Source organism: Mesorhizobium sp. B2-3-14 (assembly GCF_006442175.1).
In the GTDB taxonomy this organism is placed as follows: domain Bacteria; phylum Pseudomonadota; class Alphaproteobacteria; order Rhizobiales; family Rhizobiaceae; genus Mesorhizobium; species Mesorhizobium australicum.
In genome coordinates, this window is the sequence record NZ_VFVP01000002.1 from 352,423 (window position 1) to 368,718 (window position 16,296).

Sequence of the window (16,296 nt, forward strand, 5' to 3'; positions counted from 1 at the left end):
AACGAACGTTCGCCGAGAAGACATGCTGACCAAGTCGCCCGCTCCGCAAAGTCCACTCGACCGGCTCGCCGAGGCCGGTCTGGCGTGGGGCGAGGGGACCTATGCGCGGCTGGCGGCTCCGATCGGTGCGGCTGCCTTCGCCCTCTATATGCTTTTGACGGCGTTCACGGCCTGGGTGATGCCCGACGCCAACTGGGACATGCTGCCCTATCTCGCCATATCGGAGGAGGGCACCTACCCCGATGCGCAGGCACTGCATGACTATGCCTACAGCACCGTCAAATCGGGTGTCTCGGCGGGCGACTACAAGGCGCTGACCGACGATGGCGGTGGCTTCCGCAGCCACATGACGCAGAACGCCGCCGACTTCCATTCGTTGCTCGGCATGTACCGGATCAAGTTCCTCTATGCCGAAATCCTGTCGACGCTGAGTTCCGTCATGTCGCCGGTCGAGGCGATGCGGCTGGTGCAGGTGTTTTCGGTCCTGCTGTTCGGCGCGATCACGCTGCTCTGGCTGCGCGGGGAAAAGGCACTGGCGTTGGCACCGGTGGTCGGCGCGGTGCTGATCATGGCCGATTTCGGCGACGCCGCGCGCGCTTCGACACCGGACCTGCTTACCTCGGCGCTGTTGCTAGGCGGTGTCTTCGCTTATGTCCGAGGCCGCGAGGTGGCCACGGCGATCCTGCTCTTCCTCGCCTTCATGGTGCGGCCGGACAACATAGTTTTCCTCGCCGTTTTCGCAGTGCTGCTGGTCCTGTTCCGGCAGAAGGCCTGGGGCGTGCTGGTCGGTTTTGCTGCTTCGCTCGCCGCGTATTTCGCCATTTCGCACTGGGCCCATCATCCCGGGTGGTGGCCGCATCTGTGGTTTTCCAGCATCGGGCAGCACTACAATATGGACGGGTTCGAGCCGGCTTTTTCCGTCATCGCCTATCTCCGGGCGTTTGCCGCCTCGCTGCTGCGCGCCATCAACCTGAACAGCTGGGTCGGGGTCTCGGTTCTGGCGCTGGCCGGGTGGTTTGCGGCCGACCGCGCCGGCTTCAGCCTCGGCCGCCGCGCGGGCATTCTGTTTGCTGCGCTGGTGCTCGGTGCGCTGGCCAAATTCAGCGTCTTCCCGATCCACGACACGCGCATCTATTTCCCGCATCTGATCCCGCCATTCCTGCTGCTGGCACCGCCCTTCATGGCGTTGTGGGCGGCGGTCACCGGCCAGCACCGCGCCGCCCTGCACGTCATACCAGGAGACAAATCATGAGTTCAGTTTCCAACCTGGCGCGCATTGCCCTGTCGCTCGGCCTTCCCGCCGGCCTGCTCGATCGCGGGCCGTCGCTGCGCGGCACCAAGTTCCTCGCCAAGGCGGCGCTGAAGGCACGCTTCGGTGATAGCGGCCGGCCATTCCAGATGGTCAATGTCGGCGCCTGCGATGGCGCGCTGTTCGATGACGTGACGCCTTGGCTGCACCGCATTCCAAAGGCCCGCGCCATGCTGGTCGAGCCGATCCCGTACAACCAGAAACGGCTGCGCGCCAATTACCCTGACACGGACCGCTTCGTCATCGAACCCGTCGCGGTGACGAGAACTAAAGGCACGATCACGGTCCACACCTTTGACGCTGCCGCACTCGAAGCCGGCACGCTGCCGATCGAGTTCATCGGCTGCTCGTCGGTGACCGACACCAACCTGATGTCGGGCAAGAATGCCTGGGGCGAGGCCGACGCCAATTTCAACAAGTTCGCGCCGCATCTGAAAGACATCGAGGTGCCGTCGGAGACCTTGCAGACATTGCTCGACCGCAACGGCATCACCCATATCGACGCCTTCCTCGTCGATTGTGAAGGCGCCGACTGGATCGTGTTCGAGCAGATCGACCTCAAGCGCTATCGTCCCGGCATGATCAAGGTCGAGGTTGGTGCGCTGCCCGCGCCGGAGATCGGACAGGTGGTGGTCAAGCTGAAGACGGCGGGCTATCAGGTCGGCTTCCAGGCCGAGGACGTCTGGGCTTTCGCCTGACGGGTAGATGTTTTTCCTGATTGGGGAGGGGTCGCGCGGCATCCGAGGCGTGTCGCAAACAGGCGGTAGCGCCGTCCCCGTCGCCTGCATATTGTGCGCCGATCAGACGGGCGCCGACGCCGCCCGCAACAGCATTCTGGAGTCGCGGGCAATGGCAGAGTTTCCGAAAAAGGCGAAGGTCGTCATCATTGGCCTCGGCGGCATTGTCGGCGCATCGATCGCCCATCATCTGATCGAGCGCGGCTGGGACGACATTGTCGGCATCGACAAGTCGGGCATCCCGACCGATATCGGTTCGACCGCACACGCGTCCGACTTTTGCTACACCACCAGCCACGATTTCCTGTCGTGCTGGACGACGCTCTATTCCATCGATTTCTACGAGAAGATGGGCCATTACGCGCGCGTCGGCGGCCTCGAGGTCGCCCGTGTCGGCGACAACGGCCGCATGGACGAGATCAAACGCAAGATCGCCTCGGCCAAGGCGTTCGGCACACGCGCCCGTTTGATCGATCCCGCCGAGATCAAGGAAAAATTCCCGCTCATCGAACAGGATCTGGTGCAGGGCGGCCTATGGGATCCGGATGCCGGCCTCGTTATTCCGCGCTCGCAGACCGTTGCCGGCAAGCTGGTCGACCAGGCGGAAGCGTCAGGCAAGCTCAAATCCTTCGCCAACACGCCGGCGAAGTCGCTCGTCGTCAAGGACGGCCGCATCAGTGCCGTGGTGACCGACCGCGGCACGATCGAGGCCGACTATGTCATCGCCTGCGCCGGCATCTGGGGCCGGCTGATCGCCGAGATGGTCGGCGAGGACCTGCCGGTCATGCCGATCGACCATCCGCTGACCTTCTTCGGCCCCTATACCGAGTTCGCCGGCACCGGCAAGGAGATCGGTTGGCCACTGCTGCGCGACCAGGGCAACTCGGCCTATATGCGCGACACCGGCGACCCCAAGACCGCCGAAGGCGGGCAGATCGAATGGGGTTACTACGAAGAGACCAATCCGCGCCTCTGCCATCCGCGCGACCTGCTGGAGAAGGAGCAGGCACGACTGTCGCCGTCGCAGCGCGATCTCGACATGGAGCAGATCCTGGCGCCGCTCGAGCGCGCCATGGAACTGACGCCGATCCTGGGCGAACTCGGCTATAACGAGAGCCATTCCTTCAACGGGCTGCTGCAGGTGACGGCCGATGGCGGCCCGTCCATGGGCGAGAGCCAGAAGGTGAGGGGCCTGTGGTACGCCGTCGCCATCTGGGTCAAGGACGGCCCTGGCATGGGCAAGCTGATCGCCGACTGGATGACGGATGGCCGCACCGCGATCGACCACCACGCCATCGACTATGCGCGCTTCTATCCGCACCAGACCAAGGAACAATTCATCTGGGATCGCTGCACCGAGACGGCCATGAAGGTCTACAACCCGGCGGTGCATCCGCGCGAACCCTTCTCCAAGGCCCGCAACATCAGGCGCTCGCCGTTCTGGGAGCGTGAAAAGGAACTCGGCGGCTATTTCATGGAGCTGGGCGGCTGGGAGCGTGCGCATGGCTATGCCGCCAACGAGCATCTGCTTGAAAAGTATGGAAACCGCGTGCCGGTGCGCGAGAACGAATGGGACAACCGCCATTTCTGGCGCGTCTCCAACGCCGAGCATCTGGCGATGAGCGAGGATTGCGGCATCGTCAACCTCTCGCATTTCTCGATGTATGACATCGAAGGGCCCGACCATGTCGCGCTGCTGGAATGGCTGTGCGCGGCCAAGATCGGCGGCGACAACAACATCGGCAAGGGCATCTACACCCACTTCCTCGATGAGCAAGGCATGGTGCGCGCCGACTTCACGGTGATCCGCATGGCCGACCGCTGTCGGCTGATCGACGGCGCCGACGCTGGGCCGCGCGACTACCAGTACATGCGCCGCACGGCCCAGGACAAAGGGTTCGACGTCACCATCACCGACGTGACCGAGAAGTACGTCACCATCGGCATCTGGGGGCCGAATGCCCGCACGACGTTGCAAAAGGTGGTCGAGAACCCGGATGGGCTTTCGCCGGAGAATTTTCCGTTCGCGGCGATCAAGCCGGTCCGGATCGGCGGCAAGGACGTTACGGCGTTCCGTATTTCCTATGTCGGCGAGCAGGGCTGGGAACTGCATATGCGCTACGAGGATGGTCTCGCCGTCTGGGACGCGCTGCGCTCGACCGGTGTCATGCCATTCGGCGTCGAGACCTACGCCAATACGCGCCGCATGGAGAAGAGCCTGCGGCTGCAGAACGCCGACCTCTTGACCGAGTACAATCTGCTGGAAGCCGATCTCGCCCGCCCGAAGGTCAAGGAGAACGATTTCTGCGGCAAGGCCAAGCACTTGGAGTATCGTGAGCGCGCGCACCAGCCGGCGATGCTATGCACGCTGGTGATGACCGAGAACAAGGATTCCAGAGGTGTCGCCCGTTATCCGGTCGGCACCATGCCGGTCATGGACCCGGCAACCGGCGAGACGCTGGTCGACGAACTCGGCCGCCGGTCGTTCACCACCTCGGTGGCCTATGGTCCGACCATCGGCAAGAACATCGCGCTCGCCTATCTGCCCTGGGCCTATGCCCAGGAGGGTCGCAGGCTCAAGGTCGAGTATTTCGGCGAGACCTATCCGGTCGAGGTCGCCAGCGTCGGCTACAAGCCGCTTTACGACGCGGAGAATCTCAAGCCGCGGAGCTGAGCCTTCGCCAAGAATTTCGCGCGTGTTCGGATGAGCCCGGCCCAGGTCGGGCTTTTCTCTTTTTCAGCTGTCGATTCTGGCTTACCCTCGCGGCATGTCTGGTTTTGGCACTGCAAGACATCTGCTTTCGAGCGTCGTCGCGCTGGCGCTGACGCTCTGGCCGACGACAATGTCTCGCGCAGACGAGCCGGTGGATGTTGAACTGGTGCTGGCGGTGGACGTGTCGCTGTCGATGTCGGCCGACGAGCTCGAGATCCAGCGTCATGGCTACGGGGCGGCGCTGACGCACGACAATGTGCTGCAGGCGATTACCGATGGCGCCTATGGCAAGATCGCCGTCACCTATGTCGAATGGGCCGGCACCAACTGGCAACGCGTCATCGTGCCGTGGACAGCGATCGCGACCCGGGCCGATGCGGAGCGGGTGGTGGCGCAATTGTCGGCTCAGCCGCCCAACAGCGCGCGGCGCACCTCGATCTCCGGCGCGCTGGAGTTCGGCAGCGACCTTTTCGCCGAAAGCGGCTACCAGGGAACCAAGCGCGTCATCGACATTTCGGGCGACGGGCCAAACAACCAGGGCGCGCCGGTCAATCTCGCCCGCGACGGGGTGGTCAGGCAAGGCATAGTCATCAACGGCCTGCCGCTGATGACCCGAGGCGGCTTTTCCGGCGTCTATGACGTCAACGATCTCGATCGCTACTACAGCGACTGCGTCATCGGCGGTCCCGGCGCCTTCATGATCCCGGTCAACGACTGGACGCAATTTCCCGAAGCCATCCGCCGCAAGCTGGTGCTGGAGCTCGCCGGCCCGGCGTCACGGCAATGGGCGGCGGAGGAGGCGGATCACCCGCCAGTGGTGCTGGCCCAGGACAAACCCGCCGCCGACTGCCAGGTCGGCGAGAAAATGTGGCGCAACCGCAACTGGATGCCCGACGCCAGATAGCGCTATCCCAAACCGGATTGCCGGCTGCTTTGCGCGCAAACACGGTCCTGTTGATTGACAAGCCCATCGGCCTCTGTGAACAATTTCCCGCAGAAAAACAAAAGGGGAACCGAAATGAACAGAATAACCGTCCTTGCCGCGACATTGACACTTGCCACAGGCTTGTCCGCGCCGGCGATGGCCGCCACATCGCTCACCATCGGCATCAGCGGATGGACCGGATTCGCGCCGCTGACACTCGCCAAGCAGGCAGGGCTGTTCGAGAAGCATGGGCTCGATGTGACCTTGAAGAAGGTGCCGCAGGCCAGCCGTCCGCTCGCCATCGCCAGCGGCGACCTGCAATGCGCCGCCACCACGGTCGAGACGTGGCTGGTCTGGAACGCCAGCGGGGTGACCACCAAGCAGATTTTCCAGCTCGACAAATCCTATGGCGCCGACGGCATTGTGGTGCGCAACGACATCAAGACGGTCGCCGATCTCAAGGGCAAGACCGTCGCTTCCTCGGCGCCTGGAACGTCGCCCTACTTCCTGCTGGCCTGGGTGCTGAACAAGAACGGCATGTCGACCAAGGATGTCACGGTCGTCAATCTCGAACCCGACGCGGCGGCGCAAGCCTTCCTCGCCGGCCAGAACGATGCGGCCGTCACCTACGAGCCCTTCATCTCGGCCGTGCGCGACAAGGCCGACCAGGGGCATATCCTGGCGACCACGCTCGACTATCCGATGGTTCTCGACACGGTCGGCTGCACGCCCGAATTCCTCAAGGCCAATCCCGACGCCGCCAAGGCGCTTGCCGACAGCTATTTCGACGCCCTCGACATGATCAAGAAGGAGCCGCAGAAATCCTATGAGATCATGGGCGCTGACGTGAAACAGTCGGCCAATGAATTCGAGGATTCGGCAAAGTACCTGAAATGGGCCGACAAGGCCGAGAACAAGCAGTTCTTCACCAAGGAATTCCAGGACTTTTCCAAGACCGCCGGCGATCTGCTGCTGCAGATGGGGCTGATCAAGGAGGCACCCGACGTCGCCACTCTGGCCGACACCAGCGCCGTGGCGAATTGACGGTTCAACCCTTGGGCACCGTGCGGTGGCGCAGAGCGCCGCCGCCTTGCCGCTGACAAAGGACGAAGATGCGCCCCTTGCATCCTGTCTCTCCGAGCCTGCGAACAGTGCTCGGTATCTCCTTCTTCGTGCTGTTCGTGGCCTTCTGGGCTTGGATCACGCTTGGCGGTCACGTCAACCGCATCTTCCTCGCCGATCCGCTGTCGATGCTGCGGGATGGCTGGCGGCTGCTGGTCGAGGATCGTTTCTGGCTCGACATACTGATCACCATCTGGCGGGTCTTCGGCGGCTTTGTACTGGCCTCGGTCGTCGCGGTGCCGCTCGGCATCGCCATGGGCGCCTGGAAGCCGGTGGAAGCGTTTCTGGAGCCCTTCGTCTCCTTCGCCCGCTACCTGCCGGCGTCGGCCTTCATTCCGCTGCTCATCCTTTGGGCCGGCATTGGCGAGCTGGAAAAACTGCTCGTCATCTTCGTCGGCTCGGTGTTCCAGATCATCCTGATCATTGCCGTCAAGGTTGGGGCCACGCGGCGCGATCTGGTCGAGGCCGCTTATACGCTGGGCTCGACCAACAATGGCATCGTCAGGCGGGTCATCATGCCGGCCAATGCGCCCGAGATCGCCGAGACGCTACGGCTGGTGCTCGGCTGGGCATGGACCTATGTCATCGTGGCCGAATTGATCGGCTCATCGTCGGGCATCGGTTACATGATCATCAACAGCCAGTCGCGGCTGGCGACTGGGCAGATCATCTTCGGCATCATCGTCATCGGCCTGATCGGGCTGTTGTCCGATTTTGCGTTCAAGGCGTTCAACCGCTGGCTCTTTCCATGGAGCCTGGCGTGAGCAAGCTTCTTATCGAGGGTGTCTCGCGAACCTTTGCCGGCGTGCGGGGTGGAGAACCCGTCAAGGCGCTGATGCCAATCGACCTGGCGGTGGCGGCCAACGACTTCATCACCGTTTTGGGACCGTCAGGTTGCGGAAAGTCGACACTGTTGAGGATCGTCGCCGGCTTGGAGGCGCCAAGCGAAGGCCGAGTTCTGCTGGACGGCAAGACGGTGACGCGGCCCGGGCCGGACCGCGGCATGGTCTTCCAGTCCTACACGCTGTTTCCATGGCTGACGGTCGCCGAAAACATCGGCTTCGGCCTGCGCGAACGGGGGATGGCCGAAAAGGAGCGGGACGACATTGTCGCTTCCTATGTCGATCTCGTCGGGCTGAAGGGGTTCGAGAACCATTGGCCGAAACAGCTTTCAGGGGGCATGCAGCAGCGCACGGCGATTGCCCGGGCGCTAGCCAACGATCCCGAAATCCTGTTGCTGGACGAGCCGTTCGGGGCGCTGGACAACCAGACACGCGGGCTGATGCAGGAATTGCTGCTCGGCATATGGGAACGGCGCAAGAAAACGGTGCTGTTCGTCACCCACGACATTGAGGAGGCGATCTTCATGGCCTCGCGCGTGATCGTGATGACGGCGCGGCCCGGCCGCATCAAGTCGGATGTCTCCATCGACCTGCCGCATCCCAGGCACTACACGCTGAAGACCAGTGCCGAATTCTCGGCGTTGAAGGCGCGGCTGACCGAGGACATCCGCGTCGAGGCGATGCGGACGGCGCAAGTGCGGTCGGCCGAGACCTGATCGGGATCAGGCCGCCAGCAATTGCTTGCGGTCGACGCGTTCCTGCTGCGGCGAGCGGGTGTAGAGCTCGCGGTAACATTTCGAGAAATGCGAGGCCGAGACGAAGCCGCAGGCGACCGCCACCTCGACCACCGGCAGCGACGATTGGATCAAGAGATGCCGGGCGCGGTCGAGGCGGATTTCGAGGTAGTAACGGGCAGGCGACCGTCCCATCTCGGTGCGGAACAGGCGCTCGATCTGGCGGCGCGACAGGTCGACATGGTCGGCGATCTCGATCAGCGACAGCGGCTCGGACAGATTGGCCTCCATCAGCTCGATGATGGTCAGCACTTTCGAGTTCTGCACGCCGAGGCGGGCGCGCAGCGGCAGGCGCTGGCGGTCGGTCGGACTGCGCACACGATCGGTCAGCACCTGCTCGCACACGCGGTTGACGAGGTTCTCGTCGAAATCGTCGCCGATCAGCTTCAGCATCATGTCGAGCGCGGCGGTGCCGCCGGCGCAGGTGTAGATGTTCTGGTCGATCTCGAACAGGTCGGCAAAGACATTGGCCTTCGGGAACGCTTCGGAAAAACCGGGCAGGTTTTCCCAATGGATGGCACAGCGCTTGTTGGACAGGAGCCCGGCGGCGGCGAGGATATGTGCACCGGTGCACAGGCCGCCGACGGCGACGCCGCGATTGTATTCCTCGCGCAGCCAGGCAAAGGCGGACTTGTTCTGGTAGCGCTCGACATTGGTGCCGCTGCAGACGATGGCCATATTCGGGCGATCCGGCCCCGCCATCTTCTTGCGTTCCTCCTCCAGCGAGGTGTTGACCGCACACTCGACGCCGTTCGAGGCGCGCACCGGCTTGCCGTCGATGCTGGCGAGGCGCCAGCGATAGGCCTCGTAGCCGAGCATCCGATTGGCCGAGCGCAGCGGGTCAAGCGCTGTCGCAAAAGCGATCATGGTGAAATCGGGGATAAGGAAGAACACAAACGATCGCTTGATCGGATGCTTGACGGCGTTCACGGGGAACCTCATCTGGCCATGACGCGAACAGGATGTCGCGAATAGCATAGCGTCATCAGGAAAAACCATTCCTGTCAATCGTCTAGACGGCTTTGGGAAGATTAAATTTGCGACATGGGTCGCAAATGGGCAATCGCCGCGTGGTGCTGCTCGAACCAGGCCACCGTCAGGTTGTGAAAGGCGATGGAAGCGCAACAAAATAAACGCCGCCTCGGCGGGGGACCGAGGCGGCGGCAGTCAACCCTGAAGCCGCGGCAGGGGCGCGGCTCTGGAGGTGTCTTATATTTTCGATTTCTACGCAGTTCCGGCCGGGAAAATACGGTTTTCCTGGAACCGCGCTCGTTCAGGCGACGAAGCCGAGACGTGCCGCGGCCATGGCGCCGGTCTGGCCGGGCATGGTGTTGGCAAGACGCTGACGCTCGAGAGCGGTGGTCAGGTTCATTTCGCGGCGGGCGAAGAGGCGGGCAAAAAGCTTCATGATCATCTCCAATCGGTTGCTCGCGCATTGGCCCGAAAATCGAATTGATTTTCGGAAAGCACGATGCGCAGACTCAAAGTGTTAGAGCGTACTTTGTGCGTCCAATAGGACGCACGTCGCTCTAAACGGGTCGCCTTCGCTTGATGGAGTGGGGCAGCTCGTTTGCTGACGGTGATATAGGCTTGTGTGAGCAGGAACTAAATCGCAAAAGCGAAGCGCTTGATATGAAAAGCGACACCGGATGCGACATATTTTGGCAAGCTACGAGCAATATGCCTAGGATTTATGAATATTTACAAAGAGTTAATCAAAAAATCGAGCTGCTATGCGGCTTGCTCATATGCGCCATGCAGCGGCGGCATGGCTCATGAATTCGTTTGAATACAAATAAAATAGAGAAGGCCTGCCGGGCGGGCTGCGCGGCAGGCCTTCAGCACGGGGTACACACGATTTACTTTGCTCCAGCCCAGGATCCGACGCCGCTGCGAATGCCGGTCTTGGCGTCGGAAGCTTCCGGCCAGCCGATATCCTTCTGCAGCTCGATCGGCAGTGAACGGATGGCGCGTTCGGTCTGGTAGCGGGTGCGGGCCGCGTTGAATTCGGTCGCGATGCGGCCGAGGGACGATAGGATAGACATTTCGATCTCCTTTGCTACGGCACGGCAAGCGCCGGCAATGCGTTACGTCAGGTCTGTTTCAGCTTCATTTCACGTCGATGCAGGTCTGCGCCGTGGTCGTTTCGTGGCCGCTTTTGGCAGCATGCTGCTTCGATGGAGTTGACTATGCTCCCGGTCTGATGTTCAATCAAACGAAATGGAATGATGTTTTGTATCAGAAAAATTGAAGGTCGATCGTCATGAACGCCCCACTCAATCACCCGCTGCCGCTGCTCGACCTCGACGTTTTGCGCACCTTCGTGGCGATTGCCGAGACCGGCAGCTTCACCACCGCGGCCAATGCGGTGTTCCGGACGCCGTCGGCCGTCTCCATGCAGATCAAGAAGCTGGAGGATATTCTCGGCCGCTCGGTGTTCGCGCGCGACGCGCGTTCGGTGACGCTGACCACGGACGGCGAAATGCTGCTCGGCTATGCCCGGCGGCTTTTGTCGATCAACCGCGAGGTGGTGTCGAAGTTCATCATCCCCGATATTGTCGGGGTGGTGCGGCTCGGCTCACCTGACGACTATGGCGAGCGCGTGCTGCCGCATGTGTTGAAGCGTTTCGCGCAGTCGCATCCCTCGATCGCCGTCGACGTCACCATCGACCAGAGCAGCAATCTGCGCCGGCGCATGGATGACCGGGCGCTCGACATCACGCTGTTGACCAATTCGTACAAGACCAGCGCGCTCGGCGCCGAGGTGCTGTTGACCGAGCCGATCGTGTGGGCCGGCGCCAAGGGCGGCTGCGCGCATCTGCGCGAACCGCTGCCGGTTTCGCTTTGGGAAGAGGGCTGTGCCTGGCGGGCCGGCGCGCTCGAGGCATTGGGCCGCGAGGGCCGCAACTATCGCGTCGCTTATATGAGTGCCCATACCGCAGGCCAGCGCGCCGCGATCATGGCCGACCTCGCGGTCGCGCCGCTGCCGAGATCGTTCCTGGGCAACGACATGGTCGAACTCTGCCCTAAGGACGGAATGCCCGATATCGGCACTTACAATCTTGCCATGGTGGTGGCGCCGGACGCCAGCGCGCCGGTCAAGGCCGTCGCCGACCACATCCGCGCGACCTTCGAAGTGTTCAGGGAAACCGGCAAGTTCTGATCGATGTCGTGGGGCCGAGTTTCAATGCTCGGCGATCTCGTCACGTTCGCCGAGCCGATTGATCGTCTGGCCGAAATGGTTGGTGTACTGGGATGAAGCTTTGGTCGACGACTTGACCGTTTCCCTTTCAGCCCGAGTGTAGGTGTCGTCCGTGAGAAACGCGACGATGTGCTGACGCGCGCGCCGCGCTTCCGGCATGTCAATCAGCGGCCAGACGTGGAACATGCCTTCCTCGTAGATCAGCTCCACCTCGACACCGGCGGCGCTGGCTTTTTGTGCAAAGATGAGATTGTCGGGCGTGAGAAGATCGCGGGAGCCCGTCAGGAGCAGTGTCTTCGGCAATATCGACAGATCGCCATAGACCGGGCTGATACGCCAGTCTGTCGGATCCAATCCGGCACTATAGAGCCGGATTGCCTCACGCCCGCCGGCGATGCCCAACCATGGATCATTCCGCTCCGCCTCAAACACTTCGGGGTTCGCGAGCGAGACGTCGAGGCCGGGTGAAATCAGCACATGGCGCGACGGCACCGGCAAACCCTCGTCCGCCGCCATCATGGTCAGCACCACGGCCATGTTGCCGCCGGCGGAATCGCCCATGAAGACGATATCTTCCGCCTCTGTCTCATCGAGCATCTGGCGGTAGACAGCGCCGACCATGCCGAACATGGCGTGGAAATCGTGTTCCGGGGCGATGGGGTAGATCGGCACGGTGATGCCGTAGCCCAGCCGGTCGGCCATGTCGGCGATCAGATACCAGTGATAAGGCGTGATCTCAAAGACATAAGCGCCGCCATGCAGGTAGAGTATCCGCTTGTGCTCTCCGGCCTTGGGGGCGATTTCGTAGACCGGAAAACCGTCCACGCTGCGCGTCTGGATTTCGAAACGCTGATGCAGCGCGGCCGGCGGATGGTGATCCTCCCTCTTGCGCGCGGCGACGATCCAGCGCTGCAGGTTTTCCGGGCTGGAAAAGGCTTGCTTGCGGCTGTGCCTGAGCACGAAGGACACAACGTGGCTTTTCAAACTTGGCATGCGAATACACGAACTTCGGCTGCAGCCGACTAAGAGAACTCCCCTTGTAACGAAGATCGTGCCTTGGCCGAGAATGTCAAGATTTACGGCGTGCCCACACGCTGGTGTGATCCGCGCGTCGTCGGCGCCGCGGCAAAAGTGCCGTGCGCAATCGGTTGCTGGTGGCCATCGGGGATGTGTGGGATCCCCGGTGGACGGCGAGCAATTTGTATTTGTCGGCGAACGTCGTCACCGCGTAGAGCCTAGCAGCAGCGAGGCGAGTGAGGCCTGCGGATCGTTCGGCGGCGATGCCGGCCAGCCGATGTCCTTCTGGACATGCGCCGGCAAGCTGTTCAGCGCGCGGATCGATTTGTTCCTGGCGTGGGCTTGCCTGATGGCCACACCCAAGCGGCCGAAATTTTCGAACATCGTCATTGTCATCTCCCTTGAAGAACGGCGATGGCCAAGGGCTGTCCTCAGCCGCCGTTCGATGTGCGGGTAAATGCGCTGTGCATGTATCTGCTGGATTTCGCGAAAACAGCGTTTCGGTTTCCGGATCGGACGATCCGGAAACATTTGCATACAAATAAATCGAGGGAGTGGCCGGCGCGTCTATTCGCGGCTGCGCCGAGCAGCATGACCTTCGCGGGAGCGTCGGCGCGGTGCTGCATCTCCGGCGATGCCATCCTCGCTCACCGTCTTGCGCGGCGGCAGCTTCACCGCCGCCGCCAGTTTCGGGAACGGGTCGACCTTGTTGGGCAGCGCCATGGCGTAGACGAAGTGCTCCTGGAATTTCGGCTCGAGCGCCGTCTCGATCTTTTCGATCTGGCTCACCGTCTCCTCGATCTCGCGGCGATAGCCGCGATTGAGCAGCGCCATGCGAGCACCCGCGCCGGCGGCGTTGCCCACGGCCGAGACCTTGTCGAGGTCGCAATCGGGGATGAGACCTAGCACCATGGCGTATTTCGGATCGATGAAGGAGCCGAAGGCACCGGCGAAGTGGATGCGGTCGACATGCTCGGTGTTCTGTTTTTCCATCAACAGCTTGGTGCCGGCATAGAGCGCCGCCTTGGCCAACTGAATGGCACGCACGTCTGTCTGGGTGATGGTGATCTTGGGTTCGCCTTCCTTCAGCACGTAGGAGAAGGTGCGGCCGTTGGCAACGACGCGCGGCGAGCGCGCGGCAAGCGATCCGTCGACGACGCCATCCTCGGAGATGACGCCGGCGAGATACATTTCGGCGACGATCTCGATGATGCCGGAGCCGCAGATGCCGGTGACGCCGGTCGCCTGCACGCTGTCGAGGAAGCCGGGCTCGTCGGACCACAGTTCCGAGCCGATGACGCGGTATTTCGGCTCCAGCGTGTCTGGATCGATGCGCACGCGCTCGATGGCGCCGGGCGCGGCCCGCTGGCCACCGGAGATTTCGGCGCCTTCGAAGGCCGGACCGGTCGGCGAGGAGGCAGCGACGACCCGTGTGCGGTTTCCGAGTACGATCTCGGCATTGGTGCCGACGTCCACGATCAGCATCATTTCGTCCTGGCGGTGCGGACCTTCGGACAGGGTCACGGCCGCCGCGTCGGCGCCGACATGGCCGGCGATGCAAGGCAGCATGTAGAGCCGTGCGCCCTGGTTGAGCTTCAGCCCGATGTCGGAGGCCTTGATGCGAACGGCGCCCGACACGGCAAGCGCGAAGGGCGCGCCGCCGAGTTCGGTCGGATCGATGCCGAGGAACAGGTGATGCATGATCGGATTGCCGACGAAGACGGAATCCAGGATGTCGTTGCGCTGGACATTGCCTTCCGCGCAAACCTTATCGACGAGGCCGGAGATTGCCTCGCGGACAGCAACCGTCATGCCTTCGCGGCCATCCGGGTTCATCATCACATAGGAGACGCGGCTCATCAGATCCTCGCCGAAGCGGATCTGCGGGTTCGACGTTCCGGACGAGGCGGCGACCCGGCCCGACAGCAGCGACACCAGATGCATGGCGATGGTGGTCGAGCCGATGTCGCAGGCCAGGCCATAGGCCTCGTTCTTGAGGCCCGGCCACAGCGCGATGACGCGCGCTGTCTCGGTGTCCGTATCCTTGTAGATGGCGGCGGTCGCCGTCCAGTTGCCCTTGCGCAAAATACCTTGCACTTGCGGCAGCAGATAAAAATCGAAGTCCAGGCTTTTGAGGTTCCAGTCCTTCATCAGGGCGATCTTCAGGCGGTCGAGATCGCCAAGCGGCTTGTGCATGTCTGGTTCTTCGATCTCGACGTAGCACATGCGGATCGCGGAATCGCGGGCGATGACCCTGGTGTCGGCATCCTTGCGGATGGTCTGGGCGTTGATGACAGTGTCCTGCGGCACGTCGATGACGAGATCGCCGAGAATCTGGGCGGAGCAGGAGAGACGGCGCCGTTCGGGCAGGCCGCGCACACGTTCATAGCGCTCTTCCTTGGGGCCTTTGGGCGATATGTGGTCGTTTGAGGAGGTGATCTTGTGCTTGGCGAAATTGCCTTCCTGCACCTCGATCTGGCAGCGCCCGCAAGTGGCGCGTCCGCCGCACACGCTCTCGACATAGACGCCGAGCTGGCGCGCGGCGTCGAGCACGGGCGTGCCGACAGGGAACCGCCCGCGCTTGCCTGACGGCATGAACAGCACGAGCGGATCGGTTATGTTTGCAGGCGAATTCACGATTGCGCGCTTATCCCCGGCCCATGCGGGCTTCACGGCCACCGCGTCGGCGGCCGCCATTGCCGCCGCCTTCGCCCGGCGCATTGACCGCTGTCGGCGCCGCCACCGCGTGGCCGCCTTCGGCCGGCTTGTAATCCTTGTAGGTCTTGATCCATTTGGTGCAGTTCTCGTCGGTGCCGTTCAGCACGTTGGCGCCGCGCACCGCTTCCATTTCCTGCGGGCGCACCGGGTTCATAATCGCCGAGGTCATGCCGGCGCCGATCACCATCGGGATGAAGGCGGCGTTGATGCCATGGCGGTGCGGCAGGCCGAAGGAGATGTTGGACAGGCCGCAGGTGGTGTTGACCTTGAGCTCTTCGCGGAGCCGACGCAGCAGGGCGAACACCTGGCGGCCGGCATCGCCCAGCGCGCCGATCGGCATCACCAGCGGATCGACGACGACGTCATGCGCCGGGATGCCGAAATCGGCGCAGCGCTGCACGATCTTCTTGGCAACGGCAAAGCGCACGTCCGGATCCATCGAAATGCCGGTCTCGTCGTTGGAGATGGCGACGACCGGCACATTGTATTTCTTGATCAGCGGCAGGATGGCCTCGAGCTTTTCCTCCTCGCCGGTGACGGAATTGACCAACGGGCGGCCCTTGGCGACTTTCAGCGCGGCTTCGATCGCGGCGGTGACGGAACTGTCGATCGACAGCGGCAGATCGACCAGGCCCTGGACGATCTCCAGCGTCTGCACCAGAAGACCAGGTTCGGTTTCGTTCGGGTTGACCGAGGTGACGCCGGCATTGACGTCGAGCATGGTGGCGCCGCAGGCGGCCTGCTCCAGCGCGTCCTTGATGACGGTCTCGAAATTGCCAACCACCATCTCGGCGGCGAGCTTCTTGCGGCCGGTCGGGTTGATGCGTTCGCCAATCACGCAGAAAGGCTGGTCGAAGCCGATGATGATTTCTCGTGTCGCCGAGGCGACGATGGTCCGGGTCATGAAATCTCTCCGT

General features: G+C 62.7%; 15 protein-coding genes. 8 read left to right on the forward strand and 7 right to left on the reverse strand.

The window, feature by feature from the left end; genetic code table 11:
• Positions 1–22 precede the first annotated feature (22 nt).
• From FJ950_RS06345 to FJ950_RS06375, 7 genes are all read left to right on the forward strand, one after another.
• Positions 23–1,252 (forward strand): hypothetical protein, encoded by a 1,230-nt coding sequence (locus FJ950_RS06345; RefSeq protein WP_140615905.1) that lies wholly within the window; start codon positions 23–25, stop codon positions 1,250–1,252.
• Entirely contained in the window at positions 1,249–2,007 is a 759-nt protein-coding gene (locus FJ950_RS06350; RefSeq protein ID WP_140615907.1) for an FkbM family methyltransferase, read from the forward strand. The genes FJ950_RS06345 and FJ950_RS06350 overlap by 4 nt, the downstream gene beginning before the upstream one ends.
• A 151-nt stretch (positions 2,008–2,158) precedes the next feature.
• Positions 2,159–4,720: an FAD-dependent oxidoreductase gene (locus FJ950_RS06355; RefSeq protein WP_140615909.1), complete on the forward strand. Its 2,562-nt coding sequence runs from the start codon at positions 2,159–2,161 to the stop codon at positions 4,718–4,720.
• 94 nt (positions 4,721–4,814) lie between these two features.
• Complete coding sequence (locus FJ950_RS06360) at positions 4,815–5,663, forward strand: DUF1194 domain-containing protein (RefSeq protein ID WP_140615911.1); 849 nt, start codon at positions 4,815–4,817, stop codon at positions 5,661–5,663.
• 114 nt (positions 5,664–5,777) lie between these two features.
• Entirely contained in the window at positions 5,778–6,728 is a 951-nt protein-coding gene (locus FJ950_RS06365) for an ABC transporter substrate-binding protein (protein ID WP_015317411.1), read from the forward strand.
• A gap of 68 nt (positions 6,729–6,796) precedes the next feature.
• Positions 6,797–7,570 carry an ABC transporter permease gene (locus FJ950_RS06370; RefSeq protein ID WP_015317412.1) on the forward strand — a complete coding sequence of 258 codons (774 nt, stop codon included), beginning with the start codon at positions 6,797–6,799 and terminating at the stop codon, positions 7,568–7,570.
• Positions 7,567–8,364 carry an ABC transporter ATP-binding protein gene (locus FJ950_RS06375; RefSeq protein ID WP_140615914.1) on the forward strand — a complete coding sequence of 266 codons (798 nt, stop codon included), beginning with the start codon at positions 7,567–7,569 and terminating at the stop codon, positions 8,362–8,364. Before FJ950_RS06370 ends, FJ950_RS06375 begins: the two co-directional genes overlap by 4 nt.
• Before the next feature lie 6 nt (positions 8,365–8,370).
• On the opposite strand, the gene FJ950_RS06380 is transcribed toward FJ950_RS06375, so the two are convergent.
• The 3 genes from FJ950_RS06380 to FJ950_RS06395 all read right to left on the reverse strand — a co-directional run bounded on the left by FJ950_RS06380 (position 8,371) and on the right by FJ950_RS06395 (position 10,487).
• Positions 8,371–9,309, reverse strand: coding sequence for a GlxA family transcriptional regulator (locus FJ950_RS06380; protein ID WP_348641164.1), 939 nt, complete (start codon positions 9,307–9,309; stop codon positions 8,371–8,373).
• A 406-nt stretch (positions 9,310–9,715) separates the two neighbouring features.
• Entirely contained in the window at positions 9,716–9,850 is a 135-nt protein-coding gene (locus FJ950_RS30075; protein WP_013894968.1) for a hypothetical protein, read from the reverse strand.
• Positions 9,851–10,301: 451 nt separating this feature from the next.
• A complete protein-coding gene (locus tag FJ950_RS06395; RefSeq protein WP_140615918.1) occupies positions 10,302–10,487 on the reverse strand; it encodes a hypothetical protein in 186 nt (61 codons plus the stop codon).
• A gap of 218 nt (positions 10,488–10,705) precedes the next feature.
• On the opposite strand from FJ950_RS06395, the gene FJ950_RS06400 reads away from it, so the two are divergent.
• Entirely contained in the window at positions 10,706–11,605 is a 900-nt protein-coding gene (locus FJ950_RS06400; protein ID WP_015317416.1) for a LysR substrate-binding domain-containing protein, read from the forward strand.
• Between the two features lie 21 nt (positions 11,606–11,626).
• Here the strand turns inward: FJ950_RS06400 and FJ950_RS06405 are convergent, their stop codons facing one another.
• The 4 genes from FJ950_RS06405 to FJ950_RS06420 all read right to left on the reverse strand — a co-directional run bounded on the left by FJ950_RS06405 (position 11,627) and on the right by FJ950_RS06420 (position 16,283).
• Positions 11,627–12,637: an alpha/beta hydrolase gene (locus tag FJ950_RS06405; protein WP_140615920.1), complete on the reverse strand. Its 1,011-nt coding sequence runs from the start codon at positions 12,635–12,637 to the stop codon at positions 11,627–11,629.
• Between the two features lie 228 nt (positions 12,638–12,865).
• The gene (locus tag FJ950_RS06410; RefSeq protein ID WP_140615922.1) at positions 12,866–13,051 is read right to left on the reverse strand and encodes a hypothetical protein; all 186 of its coding nucleotides are present in this window, start codon (positions 13,049–13,051) and stop codon (positions 12,866–12,868) included.
• A 177-nt stretch (positions 13,052–13,228) separates the two neighbouring features.
• Complete coding sequence (locus tag FJ950_RS06415) at positions 13,229–15,358, reverse strand: ASKHA domain-containing protein (RefSeq protein ID WP_015317419.1); 2,130 nt, start codon at positions 15,356–15,358, stop codon at positions 13,229–13,231.
• The gene (locus tag FJ950_RS06420; protein WP_023769853.1) at positions 15,309–16,283 is read right to left on the reverse strand and encodes a methyltetrahydrofolate cobalamin methyltransferase; all 975 of its coding nucleotides are present in this window, start codon (positions 16,281–16,283) and stop codon (positions 15,309–15,311) included. The genes FJ950_RS06415 and FJ950_RS06420 overlap by 50 nt, the downstream gene beginning before the upstream one ends.
• Positions 16,284–16,296: the final 13 nt, after the last annotated feature.

Excerpts from the sequence above, each read along its gene's own strand:
- FJ950_RS06345 (WP_140615905.1), top strand. The coding sequence starts at position 23 with ATGCTGACCAAGTCGCCCGCTCCGCAAAGTCCACTCGACCGGCTCGCC.
- FJ950_RS06350 (WP_140615907.1), top strand. The coding sequence starts at position 1,249 with ATGAGTTCAGTTTCCAACCTGGCGCGCATTGCCCTGTCGCTCGGCCTT.
- FJ950_RS06355 (WP_140615909.1), top strand. The coding sequence starts at position 2,159 with ATGGCAGAGTTTCCGAAAAAGGCGAAGGTCGTCATCATTGGCCTCGGC.
- FJ950_RS06360 (WP_140615911.1), top strand. The coding sequence starts at position 4,815 with ATGTCTGGTTTTGGCACTGCAAGACATCTGCTTTCGAGCGTCGTCGCG.
- FJ950_RS06365 (WP_015317411.1), top strand. The coding sequence starts at position 5,778 with ATGAACAGAATAACCGTCCTTGCCGCGACATTGACACTTGCCACAGGC.
- FJ950_RS06370 (WP_015317412.1), top strand. The coding sequence starts at position 6,797 with ATGCGCCCCTTGCATCCTGTCTCTCCGAGCCTGCGAACAGTGCTCGGT.
- FJ950_RS06380 (WP_348641164.1), bottom strand. The coding sequence starts at position 9,309 with ATGATCGCTTTTGCGACAGCGCTTGACCCGCTGCGCTCGGCCAATCGG.
- FJ950_RS30075 (WP_013894968.1), bottom strand. The coding sequence starts at position 9,850 with ATGAAGCTTTTTGCCCGCCTCTTCGCCCGCCGCGAAATGAACCTGACC.
- FJ950_RS06395 (WP_140615918.1), bottom strand. The coding sequence starts at position 10,487 with ATGTCTATCCTATCGTCCCTCGGCCGCATCGCGACCGAATTCAACGCG.
- FJ950_RS06400 (WP_015317416.1), top strand. The coding sequence starts at position 10,706 with ATGAACGCCCCACTCAATCACCCGCTGCCGCTGCTCGACCTCGACGTT.
- FJ950_RS06405 (WP_140615920.1), bottom strand. The coding sequence starts at position 12,637 with ATGCCAAGTTTGAAAAGCCACGTTGTGTCCTTCGTGCTCAGGCACAGC.
- FJ950_RS06410 (WP_140615922.1), bottom strand. The coding sequence starts at position 13,051 with ATGACGATGTTCGAAAATTTCGGCCGCTTGGGTGTGGCCATCAGGCAA.
- FJ950_RS06415 (WP_015317419.1), bottom strand. The coding sequence starts at position 15,358 with ATGGCGGCCGCCGACGCGGTGGCCGTGAAGCCCGCATGGGCCGGGGAT.
- FJ950_RS06420 (WP_023769853.1), bottom strand. The coding sequence starts at position 16,283 with ATGACCCGGACCATCGTCGCCTCGGCGACACGAGAAATCATCATCGGC.